This window comes from Streptosporangium sandarakinum (genome assembly GCF_050942225.1).
Classification (GTDB): domain Bacteria; phylum Actinomycetota; class Actinomycetes; order Streptosporangiales; family Streptosporangiaceae; genus Streptosporangium; species Streptosporangium nondiastaticum.
Genome location: NZ_CP192034.1, coordinates 1883174 through 1909732, shown reverse-complemented (window position 1 = coordinate 1909732; position 26559 = coordinate 1883174). Strand labels below are relative to the sequence as shown.

General features: G+C 65.6%; 15 protein-coding genes. All 15 read left to right on the top strand.

The window, feature by feature from the left end; translation table 11 throughout:
- Positions 1-248: 248 nt before the first annotated feature.
- The 15 genes from ACQP10_RS09020 to ACQP10_RS08950 all read left to right on the top strand — a co-directional run bounded on the left by ACQP10_RS09020 (position 249) and on the right by ACQP10_RS08950 (position 26522).
- Complete coding sequence (locus ACQP10_RS09020) at positions 249-845, top strand: hypothetical protein (protein WP_399499781.1); 597 nt, start codon at positions 249-251, stop codon at positions 843-845.
- Between the two features lie 28 nt (positions 846-873).
- Positions 874-2655: a non-ribosomal peptide synthetase gene (locus ACQP10_RS09015; RefSeq protein WP_433541203.1), complete on the top strand. Its 1782-nt coding sequence runs from the start codon at positions 874-876 to the stop codon at positions 2653-2655.
- The gene (locus tag ACQP10_RS09010; protein WP_433541202.1) at positions 2652-3872 is read left to right on the top strand and encodes a cytochrome P450; all 1221 of its coding nucleotides are present in this window, start codon (positions 2652-2654) and stop codon (positions 3870-3872) included. Before ACQP10_RS09015 ends, ACQP10_RS09010 begins: the two co-directional genes overlap by 4 nt.
- A gap of 249 nt (positions 3873-4121) precedes the next feature.
- Entirely contained in the window at positions 4122-4304 is a 183-nt protein-coding gene (locus ACQP10_RS09005) for an MbtH family protein (RefSeq protein WP_433541201.1), read from the top strand.
- The gene (locus tag ACQP10_RS09000) at positions 4294-5871 is read left to right on the top strand and encodes an amino acid adenylation domain-containing protein (RefSeq protein ID WP_433541200.1); all 1578 of its coding nucleotides are present in this window, start codon (positions 4294-4296) and stop codon (positions 5869-5871) included. The genes ACQP10_RS09005 and ACQP10_RS09000 overlap by 11 nt, the downstream gene beginning before the upstream one ends.
- A gap of 61 nt (positions 5872-5932) precedes the next feature.
- Positions 5933-7345 (top strand): pyridoxal phosphate-dependent aminotransferase, encoded by a 1413-nt coding sequence (locus ACQP10_RS08995; protein ID WP_346020808.1) that lies wholly within the window; start codon positions 5933-5935, stop codon positions 7343-7345.
- 2 nt (positions 7346-7347) lie between these two features.
- Positions 7348-8451, top strand: a complete 1104-nt coding sequence (locus tag ACQP10_RS08990; protein ID WP_346020809.1) for an acyl-CoA dehydrogenase family protein — start codon at positions 7348-7350, stop codon at positions 8449-8451.
- Complete coding sequence (locus ACQP10_RS08985) at positions 8448-9395, top strand: acyl-CoA dehydrogenase (protein WP_346020810.1); 948 nt, start codon at positions 8448-8450, stop codon at positions 9393-9395. Before ACQP10_RS08990 ends, ACQP10_RS08985 begins: the two co-directional genes overlap by 4 nt.
- Positions 9392-10516, top strand: coding sequence for a class I SAM-dependent methyltransferase (locus ACQP10_RS08980; RefSeq protein WP_346020811.1), 1125 nt, complete (start codon positions 9392-9394; stop codon positions 10514-10516). The genes ACQP10_RS08985 and ACQP10_RS08980 overlap by 4 nt, the downstream gene beginning before the upstream one ends.
- A gap of 1 nt (position 10517) precedes the next feature.
- Positions 10518-11801, top strand: a complete 1284-nt coding sequence (locus ACQP10_RS08975; RefSeq protein WP_433541199.1) for a lysine N(6)-hydroxylase/L-ornithine N(5)-oxygenase family protein — start codon at positions 10518-10520, stop codon at positions 11799-11801.
- A gap of 21 nt (positions 11802-11822) precedes the next feature.
- Complete coding sequence (locus ACQP10_RS08970) at positions 11823-14072, top strand: AMP-binding protein (protein WP_433541198.1); 2250 nt, start codon at positions 11823-11825, stop codon at positions 14070-14072.
- Entirely contained in the window at positions 14065-20136 is a 6072-nt protein-coding gene (locus tag ACQP10_RS08965) for an amino acid adenylation domain-containing protein (RefSeq protein ID WP_433541197.1), read from the top strand. Before ACQP10_RS08970 ends, ACQP10_RS08965 begins: the two co-directional genes overlap by 8 nt.
- Positions 20133-23978, top strand: a complete 3846-nt coding sequence (locus tag ACQP10_RS08960; RefSeq protein ID WP_433541196.1) for a non-ribosomal peptide synthetase — start codon at positions 20133-20135, stop codon at positions 23976-23978. The genes ACQP10_RS08965 and ACQP10_RS08960 overlap by 4 nt, the downstream gene beginning before the upstream one ends.
- A gap of 52 nt (positions 23979-24030) precedes the next feature.
- Complete coding sequence (locus ACQP10_RS08955; RefSeq protein WP_346020816.1) at positions 24031-25164, top strand: ornithine cyclodeaminase family protein; 1134 nt, start codon at positions 24031-24033, stop codon at positions 25162-25164.
- A 128-nt stretch (positions 25165-25292) separates the two neighbouring features.
- A complete protein-coding gene (locus tag ACQP10_RS08950) occupies positions 25293-26522 on the top strand; it encodes a class I SAM-dependent methyltransferase (protein WP_346020817.1) in 1230 nt (409 codons plus the stop codon).
- Positions 26523-26559: the final 37 nt, after the last annotated feature.

Here is a 26559-nt window from a genome sequence, read left to right as displayed (position 1 = left end):
TTCTGAGCCCATTTCTTCACGCAGAATTCATGAAGCCATGACCGGCCTGCTGTCGCCGGGATGTTGAACAATGCGGTCGGAGGCGGTCTGTGACACCCCCGGTTATCCTGGTATTCGATTATCCCGGACGACGATCCGAAGCTCGTGTCGCCGATCTCCGCCTGGAGGAGGCCGGTTACGACGTTCGCTACCTCATGCGATCTCCGCTGCCTCGTGCCGTCTCATCGGAGGACTACGCAGCCGAGGCCATGTCCAGGATCACCGATCCGGACCTGCGGGTTCACGCGATCCTGGCCTACTGCATGGCCGCCCCGCTGGGACAGGAGGCGGCGGTGAGCACCCGGTGCGCGCGCTTGCTCCTCTTCGATGGGGAGCCTTCGACCCCTCAGGCCATAGGAACCGAGTTCCGCTCGATGGTCGAATCAGTCGAGACCGCCGCGGCCCCGCTTCCCCCATGGTGGAAGGCCGAACTTCTGGACGAGCGCTCGGACACCTTCTTGAAACTATCCGAACAGTATCTGACCGCCTTGGTCCGGCGAAATGTCGCGAGTGACTCCCTGTGGGATGGGGATGCCTCGAACGAGGACGAAATCGAGGAAGCAACTGTTTCCTTGGTGAACACCTTCCTTGATTGGACTGCTTATCTCGTGGCCGCCTACCGGAGCGACTTCCCCGCATGGGAGGGTAAAGTGACCAACTTCCTCTCCCGTTCGCAGGCCATCATCGGCTCTTGGCCGGGTGCAGCCCTGACGGAGTCGGTCCGGGTCGATTCGGACCGCACCGGTCTACTTTCCGATGAAAGTACCCGACGCCTCGTCCTGGAGGCCCTGGAAGCATCCCGCTGAGCTGGGATCCGAGTCTTCGAGGAGAATGATGAAGGAATCTTCCAGAAATCCTCAGGCGGTTGGCACCCTGATCGACCTCTGGGCGGGGACCGTTCAGCGGCGGCCCGATGCACAGGCGGTCCGCGACGACCGGATCGAGCTTAATTATCGCGAACTCGATAGAGCCTCGAATGCCGTCGCCCGGCAGTTGATCGAAGTAGGGGTCCGGCCGGAGGACCGCGTTGCACTCTACTTGCGGCGTAGCGCGGGGCTCTTCGCGGGGATCCTCGGTGTTCTCAAAGCCGGTGGCGCCTATGTGGCCGTCGATCCCCGCTATCCCCCTGCACGGCGCGACATGATGATCGAAGGCAGCGGTGCGGACATCGTGCTCACGGAACCTGACTGGATCGGTGATGTCTCCGCGAGGAAGGTGCTCTCCCTCCCCCCTCGCGACACCGCATCCGACGAGTCGCTCCCTCCGGTTCCCGTGCAGGCGAAGAACGCAGCCTGCGTCCTGTTCACCTCCGGCTCCTCCGGAAAGCCTAAGGCAACCATACTTGAACACGGAAATATTGTGTCGTTCGCCCGGAACGGCGCGTTGCCGGCGCTGACCCAGAATGATCGGGTCGGCCAAATCTCCAATGTTTCTTTTGATGCGTTTCATTACGAAACCTGGTGTGCATTCGCCCGGGCCGCGCAGGTGGTCGTGCTGCCCGCGCTTCCCGACCTGCTCGCGTCTGATATGCAACGCACGCTTCGACGGCTCAAGGTATCCGCCATGCTGATTCCCAGCATGGCCCTCAACCACATAGTGAGAGAGGACCGAGAGGCTTTCTCTCCATTGAGGATCCTCCACACAGGCGGTGATGTGATCTTCGCTGACACCTGCCGGGACCTGCTCGACGGGGATTTCGCAGGAAGGTTTCTCAATCTTTACGGCCCCACCGAGGCGACGACCGCGTGCACTGCGTTCGAGATCCGCCGCCCTTGGCCGGTGACGGACAGCGTGCCGATCGGCAAGGCCATCGACGGCGTGCACCTGTACGTGCTCGATGAGGACCTGACATCCGTTGAGGCCGGCGAGGTCGGCCAGTTGCACATCGGCGGGTCAGGCGTGGCTCGAGGCTACTTCGGGGATCAGGGCTTGACCGCAGAGCGCTTCCTCCCAGACCCCTTCCGAGCCGACGGTACGCGTATGTACGCGACTGGAGACCTGGTCCGGCTACGGCAGGATGGTGATCTGGATTTCATCGGCCGGTTCGACGATCAGATAAAGATCAGAGGATATCGGGTCGAACCGGGTGAGGTTGAGCGTCTGCTGTGCCAGCACCCGGAGGTTCGCGAGGCGGCGGTGCTTTCCCACGGGAGAGGCCAGGACCGTACGTTGGTCGCCTTCGTCGTCAGGCGTGGTGCGTTACAGCACGGCGAGCTGCGAGCGTTCGCGCAGCGCGTGCTTCCGGATTATATGGTTCCAAGCAAGATCATTATACTGACGAAAATCCCGGCCACCGAAAACGGCAAACGTGATCGCGACGCGCTCCTGGCGCAATTGGAGGCGGAGCGCGCTCGCGAAAGCAATTATGAACCGCCGACGGGGCCCAGCGAGCGACTGCTCGCAGAGATCTGGACGGATCTACTGGCGTTGGAGAGCGTGGGATCCAGAGATGACTTCTTCGCTTTAGGCGGCAACTCGATGCTGGCGCTCCGCGTCCGGCAGAGGGTGAAACGAGAGGCGGGAGCCGTATTGAAATTCTCGGACATCCTTGAGAAACCCGTTCTCGGTGACCTCGCGAAGGTGCTGGAAACGTCGATGCGGACGGCCCGGACGTGACCGCCGTCAGTACCGCGGTCGACTTGACCGATGTCCGGCTGTTCGCTGAGAACCGTCATCACGAGGCCTTCCGGAGGTTACGCGAGGAGTCACCCGTCTACTGGAACCCGTGCGCGGACGGCACTGGATTCTGGGCGTTGACGAAATATGATGACGTTCTGGCGGCCTACCATGATCATGAGGTCTTCAGCTCGGCGCACGGTGCCATTCTCGGGGGATCATTCAGGAAAGGGGGGGACACGGCTTCGGGCGAGATGCTCGTAGCATCCGATCTGCCCCGCCATCGTATGCTGCGGCGCGCCATGCAAACGCTCTTCAATCCGACGACGGTGAATCGGATGGCGAACCAGATCCGCGTCCTCCTGAACCGTGCGGTCATCAACATCAGAGATGCCGGCGGATGCGATTTCGCACTTGAGTTCACCCCCCTGCTGCCCATCGGGGCCCTGATGACTCTGTTCGGGATCGGCCATGACGACGCCCGGCACATCGTCGACCTCACGCGAAAGATGGTCGGATACCGTGACGCCGCGCTGTCCGACCTTTCCGGGGACGAGCGTATTCGGCTCGCTCACGCTCAGAGCGAGATCCTCGAATTCTTCGCGGACCTGCTCGAGGAACGTCGCGCGAATTCAACCGACGACGTCATCGGGCTGCTACTGAGGTCCGATGTGAACGGCGAGGGAATGAGTGATTCCCAGATCATATACAACTGCATGAACATTGCCGTGGGAGGCAACGAGACCTCCTCCTACACCACGTGTTCGGGGTTCCTGGCTCTCCTGGAGAACCCCGGTGAATGGCATCGGCTCCGAGCCGATCCGGGACTGCTTCCCACAGCGATAGAGGAGATGCTCCGATGGAGTTCGACCAATGCCTACGTCCAGCGGATCGCGGTACGGGACACCGTCGTCCGCCATACGCGGATAGCGGCCGGTGACGCGGTCACCCTGTGGAATGTCTCTGCGAATCGCGATCCCGAGCAGTTCCCAGAGCCCGATCGATTCGATATCACCCGTACCCCGAACAGGCATCTGTCCTTCGGGTACGGCATCCACCGCTGCATCGGGGCCCGCGCCGGGAACGCCGAGATCAACGAAGCATTCACGGCCCTGCTGCGGAGTGGGCTCGACTTCGAACTCAAAGATGATCCGACAAGGCTTCATTCGAACTTTATTCTCGGTTTCACTTCCATGCCCATCGAAGTCTCCGCTTGAATGAACTCTGTTGAAGTCTTCGCTCGGACATCGAGCCGAGCCGGCCGCCTTCCGTATCTGCTCGACCTCAGATCACGGCGGAAGGTCCGGATACGGAGATCCATTTTCCGGTGGAATGCGTTGTCCACGCCCGAGACCGATCGCTCCAGCATTTCTGCTGTCCGATCGGCCTGTGCGGCCAACGCCTCCCTTCAATGCCTGTCAACTCCCTGACGCATCGATGAAGGTTTGACTTAAGCAGGAGCAGCGGTGGACAAATATCTTGTGGTCGTCAATGACGAGGAGCAGTACTCCGTCTGGCGGTCCGGCAAGCAGATCCCTACCGGGTGGCATGGCGAAGGATTCACCGGAACGAAGGACGAGTGCCTCGAGCACATAAACGAGGTCTGGACGGATATGCGTCCCCGGAGCGTCAGGAACGGTGACCGATAAAGAGGGGGCGCACTCAGTGAGCTCATGCCTACACCATCTGTTCGAAGAACAGGTTCTGCGCACTCCGGATGCCGTGGCGCTTACCATCGGCGGAGTCGATGTCTCCTACCTGAACCTATGGAAGCGGGCGAACCATCTGGCGCTTGAGCTTCAGCGCGTGGGAGCCGGCCCCGAGACGTTCGTCGGCGTGCCCGCCGATCGCTCAGTCGACGCGCTCGTCGCAATGCTGGGCGTGCTGAAGTCGGGAGCCGCTTATGTTCCTTTCGCCGCGAATCTACCGCGGGAACGGTTACGGCATATCGTTGCCGACGCCAAAGTGGACATCTTCGCCGGGTCACGCCGAGCGCTGCAGGGCATCCCTTCCGGCCGGCTGATCCCGGCCGATGAGCGGGCGACCGCAGAGCCGCCTTCGTCCTCGGTCACACCGGACAACGCCGCCTATGTCATATACACATCAGGGTCGACCGGCCCACCCAAAGGGGTCATCACCCCGCACCGGCAGATCGTCGGCTCGACCTTGGCCCGGTTCACCGTTTTCCCCAGGCCCTGCAGCTCCTACCTCATGCTCGCCCCGTTCACCTTCGACGCGGCGGCCGCCGGCGTGTACCTCACTCTCAGCACCGGAGGGCGGCTGGTGGTACCGACCGACGAGGAGGTGCTCGACCCGGCTCTGCTAGCCAAGCTGATCGTTGAAGAGCGGGCCACTCACGTCGATGGGGTCCCCTCCCAATACGCGGCTCTTCTCGCGTTCCACCCTGAGGCGCTGAGTGAGGTCCGCTGCACGATCCTGGCGGGGGAGGCGCTGCCCGTTCCTCTCGCTCAACGACACTTCGCGGTCGCCCCCGACACCGAGCTGTTCAACGAATACGGTCCCACCGAGGGCACGGTGTGGAGCACGGTCCATCGGTGTGCCCGGCATGACGTGGGAAGCATGATGCCCATCGGTCATCCCATCAGGGGCGTGCGCGTTCACCTGCTGAACGAGGATCTCGATGAATCACCGCCAGGAGAGATCGGCGAGATCTACATCGCCGGCGCCGGGGTGGCGCGCGGATATCTGAACCGTCCCGGGCTGACGGCCGCTCGATTTCTGCCGAATCCCTACGCCGGGAAACCCGGTGAGCGCATGTACCGCACCGGCGATCTGGGCATGATCAACGAGCGGGGTGAACTCGTCTTCTGCGGGAGAGCCGACGATCAGATAAAAGTGCGCGGCTTCCGGGTGGAACCGGGGGAGATCGAATCACGGCTTCTGGCCCACTCCAAGGTCGCCGCCGCCGCGGTCATCGCGTACGGCAGCGAGACAGGTACCCGACTGGCGGGATTCGTCGTGCCCGCCAGAGAGGGAGCACCTTCGGGCACCGAACTGTCATCCTTCCTGTCCGCGTGGCTCCCGGACTACATGATTCCCGGTCGCTGGCAGATGGTGAGCGAGTTGCCTCTCACCGCTCACGGAAAGGTCGATCGCCACGCGCTCGCCGCTTCGGTGCGTGCGACCGGGTCGGCACACGGCCCCCGCAGCTCCACTGACGATGTGAAAGGTCTTGGCAATGGCGATTTCGCATGACGCATCCGATCAGCCCACGGAGGTCGCGGACAGTTTGACGCGGCACGAGTGGGAGGGCTTGATGAACAAGCACAATCTCGCCGACGGTCACGCCAGGCAGGCTCAGACCACGGAGATGTCACGGATGCTGGCGAGGTTGCCCGAGCTGTACGAGCAGGCCGAATCCGCACCGCAGTTGATGGTGCAGCGCCGGTTCGAGGAGACTTTCTACGGACGAGCCGGGCAGAGCAGTGTGCTCACGCGTAAATGGCCGCCGCTGCACCATTACTCGTCGTCCCTCTCGATCGAGGTCGTGGCCAACCACCTCCGAGAGCAGGGTCTACGAGTCGGCCTGTTGCATCCGACCTTCGACAACATCCCCGCGATCCTGCGGCGGCACGGCGTTCCGCTGGAACCGCTCAGCGAGCACATCTTCGTCGAGCCGGCCGATCCCGCTTCCTACGCCGACTGTGACGCCGTCTTCCTCGTCGTGCCCAACAACCCCACCGGGTTCGATCCCTCACCAGAAGTGATCCGAACCATCGCGGATCAGTGTCGTGAACGCGACCTCCTGCTGATCATGGATTTCAGCTTCCGTTTCTTCAGCAGGCATCTGGCCGCCTGGGACCAGTACGGGTACTTCGAGTCCATCGGGTTGCGCTACATCGGCATCGAGGACACCGGGAAGACCTGGCCGACGCTGGACCTGAAGATCGGGTCGTTGGTGGCGGACGCGAGGCTGCACTCACGCCTGCAGGAGATCACCGATGATCTGCTGCTCAACGTGTCTCCGTTCATCTTCACGCTGATCCACGAATACATGAACGTCGATGAAGAGACGAGCTCCCGCGCCGTGGGGCGTGCCAACCGCAAGGTCCTGGAGCATGCTCTGAAGGACAGCCAGGTGGCGGTCGTCCCAGCGGAGGGGCCGATGAGCGTCGCCTGGTTACGGCTGCCCGAGGGATGGCGGGCAGGTGAACTGTGCGATTGGCTGATCTCTCAGGGAATCTCGGTGCTGCCCGGCTCACCGTTCTTCTGGGCGGACGGTTCGCTGGGCGAGAGCTACCTCCGGGTCGCGCTGATGCGCCCCGAAGCGGACTTCGGCGCGGGGGCACGGGCGCTGGCCGATGCGTTCGAGCAGTACCGGCAGCTCGAACTGAGGCCGGTCACCCGGCGTGATGACGTTGAGGCGCTGGTGCTGAGGCTGACGGCCGACTTGCTGGGCCTGCCGAACGTCACCCTCGCGGATGACTTCTTCGAGCTGGGTGGCGATTCCATGAGCGCGATGCACCTGGTCGGCCGCATCGCTCAGGTGACCGGCGTGCCGCAGCGGGTCAAGGCTCTTTTCGAGGATCCTGTACTCGGTGACTTCACCGCCAGGGTCATCGAGGCTTGCCGGCACCAGGCGGCCGTCGAAAGCGAGGAGATCACCGACCCCTTGGCTCGCCTGCGCCGCTCCTTCGGCGCACATCGAACCACCGATGTGGGTGCCTGAGGATGCGGTTCACCGCCGACGACGGCGTGCAGAGGTTACTTGACGAGGTCGAAGAGGTTCTGGCCGGCGCCGACGACGTCCCCCCGCAGGAACTGTTCGCTCGACTGGGGGAACGGCGCCTGATCGCCGTTCACTACCCCGAGGAGTACGGCGGGCGCGGTCTGGGGCTGACAGCCCACGCCGCTGTCTCCGAACGCCTCGGGCTTGCCGGACTCCCCGACGAAGTGCATCTGGTCACGGTTCAGGGAGTGGGTTGCTCGATCCTCACCTCGGGTACGGACAGCCAGCGGCGCCGCTGGCTGCCTGAGATCGCTGCGGGGCGCGCGTTCGCCAGCCTGCTCCTCACGGAGCCGGGAGCGGGCAGTGACCTCACGGCCATCGAGAGCCGGGCGACGCCCGATGGCGACGGCTACCGGGTGACGGGGCGGAAGGCATGGAATCTGTACGCCGACTGGTCCGCCTTCGGACTCTGCTCGGTCCGCACCGGTCGAGGCGGTGACCGCTACGACGGCATCAGTTTCCTTCTCATCCCCTTCGACACACCGGGGGTCGCTGTCGAACCGGCTCCCCGGCTCCTTGGTGATCCGTATTTCACGGTCGAATTCGACGGGGTGCGTGTCGGGAGGGACGCACTCATCGGCCGCGAACACCGAGGGTGGCCACTACTGATCCGCGCCATCAGCTTCGAGCGGGCGGGCTTCGACTATCTCAGTCGCGCGCAGCGCTGGCTCCGTACGGCCGAGGAGGTGATCGGAGGGGTCCAGAGTGCGGGCCGGCAGGTGCTCCGCGAGCAGTTGCTGCGCCATGAGCGTGCGGTGGCCAACGCCCGAGCCCTCGCCTTTCGCACGGTGGGTGGCGCCCGAGGGTTCGAGATGGACGAAGTGGCCTCCGCCTATTCGAAGTTCACTTGTGGTGAAGCCGCCCAGAACCTGGCGCGCTGGATGGGGCTGGAGCTCGGTGCGGCTGTGCGGGAGCGGGGCGACGAGAGACTCGCCGATGCGCTGCGCCGGATCCTCGCGGAGGCTCCGGAGCTGTCGGTCTCCGGCGGCGCCCGCGAGTTACAGCTCGATCTGATCGCCATGGGGCAGAACGCCGAGAAGGAATGATGGACGCCACGCCTAACGACGCTCAGCGTGTGCTGAGTCGTCTCATCCGGGATGTGGTCACCGATGTGACGGCCGCAGACCCACATGACGTCTGGAAGAAGCTCACCGCCGCCGGCTTCATCGAGTTCGGTCTACCGCTCGGCGCCGACGGACTCGGGTTCGGCCCGGCCGAGTTCTGCCTCATTTTCGAGGAACTCGGCGCGGAACTCTGCGACGCCCGGTTCGTTCGGAGTGCCCTGCTCGTGCTGGGCCTCTGGAGGAACACGGCACAAGAAGAGATGCTGTCCGAGGCGCTGGAGCATGTCAGAGCCCAGACGCTTTCGATCGACGCGGGGACGCACCTTCCCGAGATCGGCTCGTCGCCGGCGCACGGACAGCAGAGGCCTGGAGAGATGCTCCTGCGTGGAGTCTCCGATGCTCAGGGTTCCTGGACATGGGTGCTGTCCCGGTCTTCGTCCGAGGTCTCCGAGCCCCGGTTCGAGACGAGCAGGACAGCCGACGAGGTTCGGCGGGCCTTCGACCGGGATCGGTTGATGGTGGCGGCATACCTGGTCGGTGTCGCCCGCCGGGCCCTCGAACTCGCCCGGACGCGGGCGGCGAGCCGACTGCTCGGTGGTCGCCCGCTGCTGGAACGGCAGGCGGTCGCCCACGAAGTGGCCAGGGCGGCGGTGACGGTCGAAACCGCCCGGCTTGAGACGTGGGAGGCGGCATGCCGCGAGGACGTCTCGCATCTCAACTTCACGGCGTTGGCGTCGGCGCTGGACGCGGCTGTCGCGAACGCCCACGTCGCGGTTCAACTCCATGGGGCGGCCGGGACTTCCCACGTCCAGGTCACCGACGTGTACAGCATCGCGTACAGAGCGGCTGCGACCTGGGGCCCATCGTCATCCCTATGGCGCAGCGCCGCCGCCCGACGCTACGCGGGAGAAGGAGCCGGTCCGTGATCGGGCAGAGGTGGAAGGTCATCAGAGTCGGGTCCGAGCGGACGCGGATCCGGGTCTCCGGCGCGAGCGCATCGGACTCCGCGCCTTACCTGTGGCCGTCTGTCGGCGAATACCCCGTGTACGACGACTACCTCTACTACGCGATGCTCGAAGACCGGCCGCGCAACCGCCTGTTCCGAGAGGCGATCGTGCAGGAAGCCGGCCGGGCGACCGTCGTCGAGCTGGGATGCGGACCGGACCTGCTGTGGAGCCTCTTCGCGGCGGAGTCCGGAGCGACCCGCGTCTACGCGGTGGAGAGCGACCGGCAGAGCGCCGAGCTGGCTGCCGAAGTGGCGCGTGGCAGGCCGTACGACATCCGGGTGCTGGCGGGTGAGGCGACGGCCGTTTCGCTGCCGGAGCGCGCTGATCTGTGCATCGCGGAACTGGTCGGCAACATCGGTGGCGCCGAGGGGATGGCGGCCGTCGTCGCCGATGTCCGGTTCAGGCATCTCAAACCGGGTGGGCGTGTCATCCCCTCCTTTGTGAGCACCAGAGCGGCAGCGATATGCCTGACGGATCTGTTGGGCGGCCGGTTCTCGGTGCGCCCAGAGTACGTCGACTATGTCGAAAGCGTGATGCGAGCCGCCGGAGGGCTTTTCGACCTGCGGTTCTGTGTAGCGGGCCTGGACCGGAGCGCCCTTCGGACGACCGACGCCCCCGTCGAGGAGCTCCGATTCACCGAAGGCGCCTCCACTTTCCCGCGGGCGAGATTGGAGGTGATCACCGCTGGTCGGATCGACGGTCTACTGCTGTGGCTCAACCTTCAGTGCGCGCCGGGGCAGCCGTTGCTGGACAGCCTCGACACGGTGACGAACTGGTTGCCGGTGTACGTGCCCTTCGCCGCCGAGGACCTGATCGAGGTGGACGTCGGCGATGTCATCGATCTCGAGTGCGTCACCACGCCGGCGAAGGACGGGGTCCATCCGGAGTACCGGTTCACCGGTGAACTGCTCCGGACCGACGGGGCAAGGCAGCCGCTGAGCGCCGAATCACGGTATGCGGGAGGACCGTTCCGTGCGGCTTTCCTGCATAGAGCTCTGTTCGAAGCCCCGCCATCGATCGAGAGTACTGAGGAGCTCTGACATGTCGATCGTCGCGTCTACCCCCAACGATGTGCTTGACATCGCCGGATGCGGATTCGGCCCCGCGAACCTCGCGCTTGCCATCGCCCTGGAGGAAAACGGTCCTGGTGCCGGTCGCCAGATGTTCTTCGAGCGGCAGGAGAGGTTCGGATGGCACCGAGGGATGTTACTTGAAGGCGCAACCTTGCAGGTGTCCTTCCTCAAGGATCTCGTCACGATGCGTAACCCGACCAGCGGTTACAGCTTTGTGGCGTACCTGCATGCCGTCGGCCGTCTCCCGGACTTCATCAATGGCAAGACGCTGTATCCGTTGCGGATGGAGTATCACGACTACATCGAGTGGGCCGCTGAGCGGCTGTCGGCCCCCGTCACCTATGGGGCCGTGGTGGAGGCGATCCGGCCGGTGGCCGCGGACGGTTTCGTGAAGCACCTCGACCTCGTGGTCCGCACAGGCGAGGGTCTTTCCACGTATCGAGCTCGGAATGTGGTCATCGGTACCGGTCTCACGCCGCACCTGCCACCGGATGTCACCGAGTCTGAACGGATCCTGCACAGCGAGAGACTGCTTGATCGGATCCCCGGGATCAAGAGGCTCCGGCCACGCAGGATCGTTGTGGTCGGCGCGGGCCAGAGCGCCGCCGAAGTCGTCGATTACCTGCACCAGCGGTTCACGCGGACCGAGGTGTGCGCTGTCTTCTCACGGTACGGCTACAGCGCTGCCGACGACACGCCTTTCACGAACCGGATCTTCGATCCGGAGGCTGTGGACACCTTCTACGCTGCGCCTGGGGCGGCACGAGAGGCACTGCTGAACTACCACCGGAACACCAACTACTCAGTGGTGGACAGTGAGCTCGCCCAGGAGCTGTATCGACGCTTCTACCAGGAGAAAGTCCTCGGCCACAGGAGACTGCGCATCATCAACACCGCCCGCGTCGAACAGGTGGAGGAGCACGAACACGGTGTGCGGCTCACGGTGGACCACCTTCTGACGAACGTTTCCGAGGTCATGGACGCGGACGCCGTGATCTACGCCACCGGATATCGGCCGACGGATCCCACCCCCCTGCTGGCGAATCTCGCCGCGGACTGCAAGTGGGACGCGAACGGCAGGCTGCAACTGGAACGCGACTACCAAGTGTTGACATCCGACACGGTGCGGTGCGGCATCTACCTGCACGGTGGGGGGGCCGAGCATTCGCACGGCATCGGTGCCGGGCTTCTGTCCAACACCGCAACCCGAGCAGGTGAGATCGCCCAATCCCTCATCGACCGACTGGCCTGACCCGGAGATCCAATCATGTTTGTGCCAGACATCTACAAAGAAGACGAACACGCTTGGGTGCGTTCGCTCATCCAGAACTATCCGCTCGCGACGCTTCTGACCGCCGGCCCCCGGGTGCCGCAGGCGACCCATGTACCGATCATCCTCACGCCGGGGTCGCCGAGCAGCGGCGATCTGGTGGGCACCACGCTGCTCGGGCATATGAACCGGGCCAATCCTCATTGGAAGTGGCTTGAGGACGGAACGCCCGCCAAGTTGGTCTTCACAGGACCGCACGGCTACGTCAGCCCCACCGTGTACCGGACCGTGCCCGCGGCGCCCACCTGGAACTTCCTGGCTGTGCACATCGAGGGAACACTTCGCCCGGTTCCCGATACCGAGGAGACCCTGGAGATCGTACGCAGCACCGTCTCGGCCTACGAGCACGGATTCGGCACAGGCTGGGATCCGGAACCCTCACTCGGTTACTTCCGGTCCATCGTCAAGGGCGTCGGCGCCTTCGCGATCCGCATCGAGCACGTGGACGCGATGTTCAAGCTCAGCCAGGAGAAGAGTCCTGAAATCCGGGATCGGGTGATCGCCTGGTTCGACGCGGCGGAATCCGGAGTGGGTCAGGACCTGGGGAGGGCCATGCGCGAGTTCGGCATCGGCTCCGGGACGCCGGCCCCGCTCCAGACCGCTGGTTCGGAACGCCTGTCCCTGTGGGGAGGCCCGTCCGATCCTCCCTGTCTCGTGCAGTCCGTCACGGAGAGCGCCATCGAGCGGCCGGACGCGCTCGCCGTCGTGGATGAGAACCGTGAACTCACCTACGCCGCCTTGCTGGCGTGGGCCGGCGACATCGCCGCTCTTCTGGCCTCCCACGGCGTCGGCGAGGGAGACAGGGTCGCGGTCGCGGGTGGTCGTGGCACCGAGGTGGTCGCCGCGATGCTCGGTATCGTGAGCCTCGGCGCCACCTATCTCCCGCTCGACAGCGAATACCCGCAGCGTCGGCTGGAGCACATGCTGAAGGACAGCGCCCCCAAGGTCCTGCTGTACACGGGACCTGTGCCGAAGCTCGACACGACAGCGGTCCTGCTCCCCGTTCCCGAGCCCGGCACCGCGTCCGAACCAGGCGGCCTGGGGCGCTGGCGTCCCGTCCCGTGCCGAGCCGATCTGCCCGTCTACATCATCTACACATCCGGTTCGACCGGCTGGCCTAAAGGCGTCGCGATCCCCCACAGCTGCCTGGACAACATGGTGGAATGGCAACGCGACCACTCCCCGCGCCGTGACCTCAGAACCGCCCAGTTCGCGCCCTTGAACTTCGATGTGTGCTTCCAGGAAATCCTCGGCACGTTGGCGGGCGGCGGGACCTTGGCCATCGTTCCCGAGCGAATGCGCTCTGATCCCTTCGAGCTGCTCGACTGGCTGGTGGCGCATCGCGTTGAAAGGCTGTTCCTGCCCTATCTGGCATTGCACATGCTGGCGGTGGCGGCCGCGGATGAGGACTCGTTGGAGAAGCTTTCCCTCGTTGAGATCAACACTGCTGGTGAGCAGATCGTGTGCTCGCCGCCGATCCGCCGGTTCTTCGCAGGGCTCCCCTCGTGCAGGCTGAACAACCACTACGGACAGAGCGAGTCGGCCATGGTCACCGTTCATACCTTGACGGGACCGAGCTCCGGTTGGCCTTCCCAACCCCCGATCGGGGTGCCGCTGCCAGGGTGCGAGATCCTGATCGATTCGGTCGAATCCGGCGAGCCCAACGTGGGCGAGTTGCTCGTCGCCGGCCTGCCGGTGTCGCTCGGCTACCTGAACCAGCCCGAACTCAACGCGGAGCGGTACATCGACATCGCGCCGACGCCGCAGGGGCATACCCGAGCGTTCCGGACCGGTGATCTCGTCCGGTTCGATGACGGCGTCGTTCAGTTCCTGAGCCGGATCGACAATGACGTCAAGATCAGAGGCGTCCGGGTGAACCTCCTTGAAGTCGACGCGGCTCTACTCGAACAGCCCGGAGTCGCCGAAGCCATGTGCGTGGTGATCGAGCGGGGAGACGGTTCGCGGACCCTGCATGTCGCCATCACGGCCGAGGCCGGTGCCGCTCCTCCGGACATCACCGCCTTGACCGCCGCCTTGCGTGAGGTGCTTCCTGCAGTGTCGGTTCCACTGTCCATGCATGTGTTACCCGCTCTGCCGCTGGGAGCGAGCGGGAAGATCGATCGCGAGGCAGTGACCAGAAAGATCGCCGAACGTCTTGCTCAGCGGTCGAGCTCCGGGGGGCACTTTGTCTGACAGTACCTTTCCCGTTACTTTCGGACAGCAGGGACTGTGGTTCATCGAGGAGTTCGACGGCGGGACGGACGCGTACAACGATGGCGAGGCGTTCCGGCTCGCCGGTCCGCTCGATGTTCCCGCCCTCGTGGCGGCAGTGGACAGCCTCGTGACCCGGCACGAGGCTCTGCGCACCCGTTTCACCGTCGTGGACGGCACGCCGCGGCAGGTCGTGGACGAGCGATGGGCGGGACGGGTCGAGGTCGTGGAGTCGGTAGAGGTGGCCGACCGCGGGAAAGCCGCACTGTCGTTCGCCCAGGACGTGCTTGCCCGCCGCTTCGATTTGGTGAGCGGTCCGCTGTTCCGGATCGAGGTGCTGAGCTTCGATCCCTCAGACCATGTGCTGGTGATGGCGATGCACCACATCATCGGCGACGGCGGATCCATCTCTGTTCTGCTGGAAGAACTCGCCGCGTGCTATGAAGCGGCCATGCTCGGGGAGCCGGTCCGGCTCGCCGCGTTGCCGGTGCGGTACACGGACTACGCCAAGTGGCAGCGGGAGGCGCAGCAGAGCGGAGAACTCGCCCGGCAGCTGGCTTACTGGCTCGACCAGGTCGCCGAGGTACCCCACGTCGTCCCGGTACTCGGCACGAGGCGTCCGGGAGGGAGACCGGTCGGTGGAGTCGTCGGCTTCCGGCTCGACGAAACCGTGACGATCGCTCTTCAAGAGCTCTCGCGCAGTTCCGGAACCACCCTCTTCATGACCCTCCTAGCGGTCTACGAGGCGCTGCTGTCGAGGGTCACAGATGCTCCCGACCTGCTGGTCGGCGCGCCGGCGCTCGGCAGGACGCTGCCGGAGGTCGAAGGAGTGGTCGGGTTGTTCGCGAACACGCTCGCCCTGCGTGCGGACCTGCGGGACGACCCGCGCTTCCGTGATCTGCTGGCAAGGGTACGTAAGGTTGCGCTCGGTGGGTACGCCAACCAGGATCTGCCATTCGACCGTCTCGTCGAGGCCGTCAACCCCGCACGGGTGATTGGCGTGCCACCGTTGGTCCAGGCCATCTTCCAGCTCTTCAACCATCCTTTCGCCCCCGAGTTGAACATGCGTGGCGTTCGTGCGGCGCCGCTGCACGTACTGGGGCGTGCGCTTCCCTTCCCGCTCGCGCTGGATTGCTTCCGGGAAGGCGGTGGACTGCACGGGAGGCTCTACTACGACCAGGCTGTGTTCGACGAGGACTTCGCGAGCGGTTTCGCCTCCGCCTTCCGGTCCCTGGTCGACCAGGTCCTGGCGAATGTGGATTTACGCGTATCGCAGCTCAGCGTGCCGGAAAAGCTCTGCCGGAGCGGTGAGGCGGTCACGGCCGAGGGGCTGCCGAGTGGAGCGTCTTCCAGGCCCCGGCCAGGAGTGGAGGAGGTCGTCGCCGATGTGATGGCTGACGTCCTCGGTCTTGACAGGATCGGCAGGGACGACGATTTCTTCGCGTTGGGAGGGCATTCGCTGCCCGCCGTGAAGATGGTCTCCCGGGTGAAGAAGCTGTTCAAGACGGCCGTGTCCGTGCGCGCTCTGTTCGAGAATCCGACCGTCGCCGAGTTCGCGGCGCTGCTGATGAGCGAGGCGCGCCCCACGACGGTGCCCGCCGTCCGAGTCGCCGACGACGAGATCGTGCCCATGTCGTTCTCGCAGCAGCAACTGTGGTTCGTCCAAGAGCTTGACCCTGCGAACACGGCCTACCATCTCGGTGAAGCGTTCCGGCTGTCCGGTCGGCTTTCCGTCGATGCGCTCACCGAGGCGGTGGACCGGCTCGTCGCCCGGCAGGAAGCGCTGCGGACACGTTTCACCGTCCGGGACGGTGTGCCGGCGCAGGTGATAGAAGACCGCTGGCAGGGCTGCGTCGGTGTGACCGATGCCGGTCCGGTGGCCGACCGCGACGAGGCCGCCCGGTTGTTCGCTCAGGAGGTCATGGGTCGCGGGTTCGACCTGGTTCGCGGACCCCTGTTCCGTGCCGAAGTGCTGCGTTTCGACGACGTGGACCATGTGCTGGTGCTGGCGATGCATCACATCGTGGCTGACGGCTGGTCGCTGGAGCTTCTGCTCGAAGAGCTCGCCGGGCTCTACAGAGGGGACAGGCTCCCGTGGCCGTCGCTGCGTTATCGCGACTTCGCCGTCTGGCAACGCGAGGTGTTCCGCGGTGAGATCCGTGAACGGCAGCTCGCCTATTGGCTTGACCATGTGGAAGGCGCACCGCTGGTCCTGGACGCTCTCCGCCCGAAGGGGAGGACGGCGGACGGCGGTCGGGAAGGGGCCGTCGAGTTCGAACTGCCCGCCGGGATCGCCATGCGCCTGCGCAGGTTGTCCCGCGAGTCGGGTGGCACCCTGTTCATGACCCTGCTCGCGGTGTTCGAGGTGCTGGTGTCCCGTGTCACCGGCGAGCGCGACCTCCTGATCGGAGTGCCGTCATCGTGGCGCGCAGCCCCTGAGCTCGAACGCGTCGCCGGATTCTTCGTGAACATGCTGGCTCTCCGTGCCGACCTGCGGGCCAACCCGACGTTCACCGACCTCCTCACGAAGGTCCGCGAGGTGGTCCTGAGCGGTTTCACGCATCAGGATCTGCCATTCGAGGATCTCGTGGAGGCGCTCAACCCGGAGCGCGCGCTTGACGTGCCTCCCGTGGTTCAGGTGGCGTTCCAGGTGTTCGAAGCCGAGGTGGCCGCCGGCTTCGAACTCGGCGATGTGAAGGCGACACCTGTGCCGGGCATCCGTCACGGCCTCGACGCCGACCTTCCCCTCGCGATGGACCTCTACCGCGACGGCGACGGACTGCGCGGCCTGCTGACCTACAACCGGTCGGTTCTGTCCGCGGAGGAGGCCGAGCAACTGGCCACCGCGTTCCGCACGCTGATCCATGAGGTGCTGTCGGATCCTGACCGCCCGGTCGGTGAATTGCCGCTGCTGCCGGGGGCGGCGACCGCGGTCGTACTCGATCTCAGCTCCGGCCGTGGAACGGTCGGCACCGAATCATCGCTGGTCGACGAGTTCGAACGCATCGTAGCCGCGTCCCCCGACGCTGTCGCGTTGGTCGACGAAGACGGTTCCTGGACCTTCGCCGAGTTGGAGCGCGCGGTGGGAACCGTCTCCCGTGCCGTGGCAGGCAGCGGTGACTTCATCGCGGTCGCCGGTGGGCGCTCCAAGGACATCATCGCGGCCCTGTTGGGTGTGATGAGGTCCGGCGCCGCCGTGGTGCCTCTGGACCTCTCCCATCCCCTCGACTGGATACGCGGGATGGTGGAAAGCACCGGTGCGGAGGTGCTGCTCTGCGATGAGACCGGTGCACGGGCACTGAACGCGCTGGAACTGAAGCGAGTCCCCCTCGACCAGAAGACCATGGCCCCGGGCGAGGGAGAGCGGCGGCCCGTAAGACCGTCGGACCTCGCCGTCGTGATGTTCACGTCGGGGTCGACGGGCACCCCGAAGGGTGTGCTTCTGGAACACGGGGCGATGACCAACCTGCTCCATGCCCACAAGCGTGCGCATTTCGGCGGTTCGGGCCCGCGCAGGGTGGCGCTGAGCGCATCCATCGCGTTCGACGCCGCATGGGACCAGTTGCTCTGGTTGATCGCGGGGCATGAGCTCCACATCGTGGATGAGGAGACCCGGCGCGACACCGAGCGCCTCCTGCGGTTCGTCCGGGAACATCGGATCGACGTTCTTGATGTCCCCCAGGCGCAACTCGTCCAGTTGCTCGATCTCGGCCTGCTCCGCGGTGAACACCGTCCATCAACACTGATCATGGGAGGCGAGGCCGTTCGCCCGCCGCTGTGGCGGCGGCTCGCCGCCGAGCCGGCGGTCGAGGTATGGAATTTCTACGGTCCCACCGAGTGCACCATCGACGCGTTGACGTGGCGGCTCCATGACAGCGCTGGACCTTTGATCGGCAAACCGGTGGACAACACCAGCGTGCGCATCCTCGACGACGCCGGCAACCTCCTTCCGATCGGCATCGCCGGAGAGATCTTCCTCGCGGGGAAGCACGTCGCACGCGGCTACCTCAATCTGCCCTCGCTGACAGCGGATCGATTCGTCCCCGATCCCTTCAGCACGGAGCCGGGGGCCCGCATGTACCGGACCGGAGACCTGGGCCGACTGACCCAGACCGGTGCGGTGGAGTTCCTCGGGCGTTCTGACGAGCAGGTGAAGATCCGTGGTCACCGGGTGGAACCCGCTGAGATCGAGTCGGTTCTCACCACGCACCCCGACGTGGAAGAGGCCGTGGTGTCGATCCGGAGATCCGTTGCCGGGGAGGACGAACTGGTCGCTCACGTCCTCCTGAAAGAGCATTCCCGGCCGCCCCTGGCCGAACTATGTTCTTTCACCGCGTCCCGGCTGCCCGAATACATGCTCCCCCGTCTCATCCCGGTGGACAGCATGCCGCGGCTTGTCAGCGGAAAGGTCGACACCCGCGCGCTTCCCCTGGCCGACATCGTCGAGCCCGACGCCTTCGTCCCGCCTCGGACAAGCGCCGAGCAGGTGATCGCCGCCATCATGGCGGGCGTGCTCGGCCTGCCGAGAGTCGGCCGTTTCGACGACTTCTTCCGGATAGGAGGCCACTCCCTCAACGCGGGCAAGGTCGTGTCCCGGATCCGGAAGCTGTTCGGCGTGGCGGTATCCATCCGGTCCTTGTTCGAGAACCCGACGGTGGCACGGTTCGCGGCAGCCGTCAGCGATGCCGTGAGCCTGACGCCGCAGCCGATCCAGCGGACCTCAGGTGACGGCGCGTACCCGATGTCGCCGGCACAGCAACGCCTGTGGCTGGTCCACCAGCTCGACCCGGAGTCCACGGCCTACAACATGGGTGAGCTGTTCCGCCTACGTGGTCCGCTCGACCTGGCGGCTCTGACCGCGGCCGTCGAAGAACTCGTCGATCGGCACGAGATTCTTCGGAGCCGATTCGCCGTGGCCGACAGCGCACCAGTGCAGATCGTCGACGAGCGCTGGCAAGGGCAGGTCGAAGTGAGACCGGCGGCGGGACCCGTCACCCGGGCGATCGCCGACTTCACCGAGTACGCCATGTCTCAGGTCTACGACTTGGCGACCGGCCCCCTCTACCGTGTCGGAGTTCTCCGGCTCAGCGAGCACGACCACGTACTGGCCCTGATGATGCATCACATCGTCTCCGACGGCTGGTCGGTCGAGGTGATGCTGAACGAGATCTCCGACATCTACCGGGACCGGCTCGCCGGATCTCGGTCACGGCGAGAGCCTCTGCCGGTGCAGTACGGCGACTTCGCCGTATGGCAGCTCGAGCAACTGGATGACGAGGCTCTGGACCGGCAACTGGCCTACTGGGTCGAGCACGTCTCGGATGCCTCGTTCACGTTGGACACTCTCTCGCCGCACGGTAGGACGACCGAGCAGGGCGCCACAACGGTGGAGTTCTCCCTGTCGGCGGAGACGACCGCCGGACTGCGTGAGTTGTCCAGCGACGTGGGCGGCACGCTGTTCATGACCCTGCTGTCGGTGTTCGAGTGCTTGATCTCGCGCATGAGCGGAAACCGGAACTTCTTGGTCGGCGTGCCGGTAGCGGGCCGGACGGTGCCGGAGGTCGAAGGTCTCATCGGGTTCTTCGTGAACCTGCTGGCATTGCGCGCGGACCTGCGGGACGATCCGTCCTTCGAGGATCTGGTAGCCAGAGTGCGAGACGTGGTTCTCGGCGGTTTCGCGAATCAGGACCTGCCCTTCGAACGTCTCGTCAAGGCGGTGAATCCCGAGCGGACGATGGATCGGTCGCCTCTGGTGCAGGTCACCTTCCAGCTCTTCGAGGAGCCCGCCGACAGTACCTTCGCCCTCCCGGGTCTGGAAGTGACGGCACTCGATACCAGCACGGAGGATGCGCGCTTCGATCTCAGCCTTGACATGTTCTTGGACGGTGACGGCATGCGGGGCTGGTTCTCCTGCGCGAGGTCAGTGCTGCCCGCCGAGGAGGCGGACCGGCTGGCGGGATGGTTCGTGAAGTTGGTGGAGACCGTCCTGGATGATCCGTTACGTCCGGTCTCCGAACTGCCTTCGATCGCCTTGAAGGTGGGATGACCCCGGTGCTTACTCCTGCGACGCCGGCTCAGAAGAGGTTCTGGCTGCTCCACGAGATGGCCGACCATACGGGCGCTCTCACGCTCTCGCTCGCTTTCACGCTGCACGGGGAGGTGGACGTCACCCGGCTGAGTGAGGCGGTGGCCGAGGTGGTGCGCAGGCACGAGCCGCTGCGAACCGTCTTCGAGTACCGGGGCGGTTCGCTGGCGCAGCGGGTGCGTGCGGACGGCTGCGGTCTCGAATACGCGGATCTCCGCGGTGAGCAGGCGGACGACGGTCTGGTGGAAGCGTTGCTCCAGCACAATGACAGACGTGTGTTCGATCTGCAGAACGGCCTGCCGATGTCGGCCAGGCTCGTCCGGCTGGCCGATCGACGTTGGTTGTTCCTCCTGGCCGTGCACCATATAGCGGTCGACGCCTGGTCACTCGACATCCTGTTACAGGAGATCAGCGATCTCTACTCAGGTGCGGCCGGGTTCGCCCCCGGATCCGTACCGCGTCAGTACCGCGAGGTGATGGCGGAGGAGTCGGCATGGCACAGGACCCCTGAGGCCGAGACCGAGCGCGCCTACTGGCTGGACCAGCTATCCGATGCGCCCGGCGTGATGCCGCTGCCGGGAGGGGCGCGGCGCCCATCCAGACGGTCTTACCGGATCGACGAGGTCCCGCTGCCGATCACGGATGAGCTGGCCGTGGCCATGGACGCGGTGGCCGCCCGTATGCGGGCCACGAGGTTCATGGTCCTTGCGGCGGCACTGGCCGCCATGTGGCATCGCACAACCGGCAGTACCGACGTGCTGATCGGCACTCCGGCGGGGCGGCGTACCGACTGGCAGGACGAGAACGTCATCGGGCCGATGCTCAACACCGTGTTGCTGAGGTTACGGATTCCAGAGTCCGCCACCTACGGCACGCTCATCGAGGACGCCCGGGAAGTCACTCTCGCGGCGCTCGAGCGCGACCGCCTGCCGTTCGACGCGTTGGTCTCCGCCGTCAACCCTCCTCGGGACAGCTCCCATACCCCGCTGTGCCAGGTGATGCTCCTGACCCAGACCCGAGCCGGAAGCGTGTTCCGCCTGGAAGGCGTCGACGTGCGACCGATCGCTCGGCCCGCGCAGAGGACTTCGGATCTCGACCTCGCTTTCGTGGTCGGTCCGGAACCCGGCAGTAGTTCGGGAACGCTCGAGTACGCCACGGATCTGTACTCGGAGGAGGAGGCCTCTCGGCTCGCGAGTTCCTTCACGGAGACTCTCGCCGCGGTGCTGGCAGATCTGGATGAACCTCTGGGAGGCCGCCTCGCAGGCGCTGAGGACCGTGGCCGGCTTCTGGCCGCGGGGACGGGACGCCGGGCCGAGATCTCGGCCGGCAGGGTGGCGGACCTGTTCGAACGCCAGGTACAGGCGGACCCCGGTGCCCCCGCGGTCGCCGATGATCGGGTCACCCTGTCGTACGGCTCGCTCAACGCACGAGCCAACAGGCTCGCTCATCACCTCATCGAGCGCGGTGTCGGGCCGGAGGACGTGGTCGCCGTAGCCCTGCCCGGCGGGGTCGACCTGCCCATCGCACTGCTCGCCGTGCTCAAAGCCGGTGCCACGTATCTTCCGCTTGACCTGAAGTACCCCGAAAGCCGGCTCGCTGCGATCATCGAGGACGCGTCTCCCGCGCTCACACTGACCATCGTGTCCACAGCCTCCCGCCTGCCGGAAGGCATGCCGCTCGTGTGTCTGGACGATGCGCGGACAGCACGTCTCATCCGGGAGAGCCCTGTCGACGACCCGGATGACCGGGATCGCCTGGCACCGGTCACGCCCGACACGGCCGCCTATACGATCTACACCTCCGGCTCCACGGGGACGCCGAAGGGCGTCGTCATGCCTGTACGCGGACTGGTGAACCTGCTCACCTGGCATCGGCGCGCCATGCCGGGCGGAGCGGGGAGGAGGACCGGGCAGCTGACCGCGGTCGGATTCGATTTCTCCGTACAGGAGATCCTCGCCCCGCTGGTGACAGGTGGAACCCTGGTCATTCCAGACGACCAGGTGAAGGCCGACATCGACGCGCTGGTGCGGTGGGTCGATCAGCACCGGGTGAACGAGGTCTACGGAGCCACCTCGTTCATCGACGCGGTGATCGAGTCGGCCACGTCGCAGGGGCTCGCACTGGACACCGTCACCACCGTCCTCCAGGGCGGGGAGGCATTCATCCCCGGAAACCGGATCAAGGATTTCTTCCGGGACGGTGTGAACCGCCGGGCCTACAACGTCTACGGTCCGGCGGAGACGCACGCCGCCACTGTCGCCGCGCTTGCGGGTGAGGTGGATCAATGGCCGGTGAGCGCGCCTCTCGGCGAGGTCCTCGACAACCTGCGGGTGTACGTCCTCGACGATGAACTGCAGATGGTGGCAGCGGGTGTGGTGGGCGAACTGTTCATCGCCGGTGCCGGGGTGGCGCGGGGTTACCTGCGACGCCCGGGAGCGACGGCGGAGCGTTTCCTGCCAGACCCGTTCGGCGCGCCGGGCGGCCGCATGTACAGGACGGGAGACCTGGTGCGGTGGCGGCCGGGCGACGAGTTGGAGTTCGTCGGCAGGGCCGACGACCAGGTGAAGATCCGCGGGTTCCGGGTGGAACCCGGCGAGGTGGAGGCGACCCTCGCTCAATCTCACCTGGTGCGGCAGGCGGTGGTGGTCACCGGGGAGGACCCGGGTGGGGGACGGCGGCTGATCGCGTACGTCGTGCCCATGAGCGGTGCCGGGATCGACCCGCGGGAGATGCGCGAGTTCGCGGCACGACGGTTGCCGGACTACATGGTGCCCTCCGCGTTCGTCGTGTTGCCGGCCTTGCCGCTCACCGTGAACGGGAAGGTGGATCGCCGCGCGTTGCCGGCATCCGCCTCCCCGGGGACGGCGACGAGGCCCCCGCGAGATGTCTGGGAGGAACTCCTTTGCGGGCTGTTCGCCGAGGCACTGGGCTTGCCCGCGGTCGGTGTCGATGACAGCTTCATCGAGCTGGGAGGCCACTCGCTGCTGGCGACCCGGTTGATCAGCCGGATACGGATGATCCTCGGAAGCGAGATCAGTGTGCGCACCCTTTTCGACGCTCCTACGGTCGCTCGTCTGGCACCGCGGCTCGCTGCCGCCACAACGACCGACCGCGTGCTCGGGCCACTGCTGACTCTGCGCGCGCAGGGTACACGCCGCCCGCTGTTCGTCATCCATCCCGAGACCGGGTTCGCCTGGGGCTACGCGGGACTGGCCGGCTCGCTGGATCGCTCGGTCCCCATGCACGGCGTGCAGGCCCGGGGGCTGCGCAGAGGGGAGTCCCCGGTCAAGGACATGGCAGAGATGGCGGAGGAGTACGCGGACCTGATCCGGAAGACGCAACCACAGGGCCCGTACCGGCTGCTGGGAACGGCGTTCGGCGGCTTCGCCGCGCATGCGGTCGCCGTCGAGCTCGTGCGTCGTGGATGTCGGGTGTCGCTGCTCGCCGTGGCGGCCGCCTACCCTGGCGACCGCCTCTGTCCAGCCGGCCCGGAGATCGGTTCCGCCGTGGCCGACCTCGGCGGATTCGATCGCGTGACTGCGGCATCGGCCTCAGAAGTGCGCCGGAACAATCTTCGCATCCTCCTCGATCATGTCCCCGGACGGTTCGACGGAGACATCGTGGTGCTCAGGTCGGCGGATGACGGTACCGGTGAGCAGGCGGCCGAGCGATGGCGGCCGTACGTGAGCGGCGCCATACATGATCACTACATTGACGCGCGTCGTGAGGAGATCATGCGCCCGCGCCCGCTGAGTGACACCGGAGCCATCCTCAATGATCTGCTGCGCGACCCGCAGGGCTGACAGGCCACCTTCCAGATTCTCCGCAAGACACCGGAACGGAGAGATACGAGCGATGTCGGGAACAGTGATCCTCGGTCAGGAGCACCTTGAGGAAATCATCCGCGTCTTCGGACGGGACCATGTGATGGATCTGCTCATGGGGCGTTTGACGGAGGCTCTCGCGAATACGCGCGCGAAGACCGGTCAGACGCCGCCGCGTTCAGGATTCGTCCGTTGTCCGCAAGACAGCGGAGTCCTGGAATGGATGCCGCACCGTGAGCCGGGCAGGGCGGTGACCATCAAGACGGTCGCCTACACCCCTACCAATCCGACGTCATCGAACCTGCCCACCATTCTGGGGGCGGTGAGCCGGTTCGACGACCTCACCGGCCGCCTGGTGGCGGTGTGCGACGGTGTTCTGCTCACGGCATTACGTACGGGGGCGGCCTCCGCCATAGCCAGCCGCCTGCTGGCCCATCCCGACAGCGCCGTCCTGGGGATGGTGGGGGCCGGTGCGCAGGCGGTCACCCAGGTTCACGCGCTCAGTCGGGTGTTGCCACTGCGGCAGGTCCTCGTACATGACGTCGATCGACGTCGCGCGGCAGACCTGGCCCACCGTGTTGCTTTCACCGGGGTGGAGGTGCGGGTCGCCGAGACGGCGGAGATCGAGGCCTCCGCCGACGTGATCTGTACCGTGACATCGGTCGCGATCGGTGCCGGCCCGGTTCTGGGCGGGAACGGCCTCAAACCGCACGCGCACGTCAACGCGGTCGGCTCGGACCTTCCAGGCAAGACGGAACTGCCGCTCGCCCTCCTGCGGACCGCAGCGGTGTTTCCCGACCATACGGCACAGGCTCTCCGCGAAGGTGAGTGTCAGCAGTTGGAGGAGCACGGGATCGGGCCGGAATTGGCGGACCTGTGCGCCGAACCGGAGCTCGCCAGGCAGTACGCCGGTCGGCTCACCGTGTTCGACTCCACGGGGTTCGCTCTGGAAGATCATGTGGCGCTGGACGTCCTCCTGGAGCTGGCGGCCGACTGCGGCGTGGGCTGGCAGGTCCAAATCGAGCACCTCCCAGGTAACGCGGTCGACCCCTATGCGTTCTCGATGGCGGCCGAGGCCAGAGCGGAGAAGTCGTCCAGACCGACTCCGGCCGGCTCGCCGACGTCCGGACGGATGACAGTGGGAACGGCGGGAGGCCGGGGATGACGTCCTCGGCCGGCCGCGAAAATCAATGCCGAGCCGGACATCACCGGCCTTCAAGAAACAAGAACACAGCGGAGGCCGCCACCGGGCGCTGAGGGCGCGGCGTGAACACTGTGAGGAGGAGAGCAGCAATGTCATCCCGCATGGAAGACCGTCCCGGCGAAGCCGTATTGGTCGATCACTGGCTCCACCTGTACGAATGGCTCTATGGTGAGTTCGAGCGGGGCGGTGGGCTCGGCGCCGACTTCGTCGGCTGGCACAGCAGTTACGACGGTATGCCCATTCCTCCGGAAGAGATGGTGGACTGGCGTGATGCGACCGTCGAACGTATCCGGTCGCTGCGCCCGAGGAATCTGCTGGAAATCGGAGTCGGGACGGGTCTGCTCCTGACCCGACTGGCCGGAGGGACCGAGCGTTATGTCGGGACCGACTTCTCCGAAGCGGCCCTGACCCGGCTGGCCGAACAGCTTGCGCAGGCCCCCGGGCTGAGCAAGACGGTTTCGCTGAGGAGGCAACACGCGGACGATTTCCGCGGCCTGGAGCGTCACGCCTTCGACACGATCGTGCTCAATTCGGTGGTGCAGTACTTTCCGAGCGGCGATTACCTGTGGCGGGTGGTGCAGGGCTGTGTCGAGCTATTGGCTCCCGGCGGTGCGGTGTTCGTCGGTGACGTGCGCAATCTGCGCCTGCATCGGGAGTTCCGCGCCGCCGTTCTGGCCGACCAGATCGAGGGGTGCGCCGATCCCCGCGCCGCTCAGCGGCTCGTGGACCAGAGCGTCGCCAGCGAACAGGAACTCCTGGTCGACCCTGACTTCTTCCTCGGCGTACGTGACGCGCTGCCCGGGGTCGCAGCGGTTGACGTTCGAGTCAAGCGGGCCAGGTACCGAAACGAGATGAGCGCGCATCGGTACGATGTCGTGATCTTCAAGGGGCCGTCGGACGCCGGACCCCGACCGGAGGAAGTCACCTGCCTCGCCTGGGAGGATCTGAACGGCATCACCGACGTTGCCCGAGTTCTATCCGGTTCGATCTCGACCGGTGTGCGGATCAGCGGGGTGCCCAATGCCCGGGTCTGGCACGAGAGCGCCGCCCTTCGCAAACTCGACGAGCTCTGCCCGGTCGGCGATGTCGTGCGCCTGCTGCGCACCGACCGGCCGGCGGCACCCGCGCCAGATCCTGAGGAGTTCTGCGAGTTGGGGGACCGACTGGGTTTCGACACTGTGGTGACGTGGTCGGCGACTGGCGCGCCGGACACCGTTGATGTCCTCTACAGAAGAGAAACGGCCGCGGCGGCGCCCCGATCCGCCCGGCCCCGTTCATGCCAGAGGGCGTTTACCAACACTCCGCTCAAGATGGTCTGAGCACCCCGGCTGCGGTGTGAAGACATCAGTCGGCGAG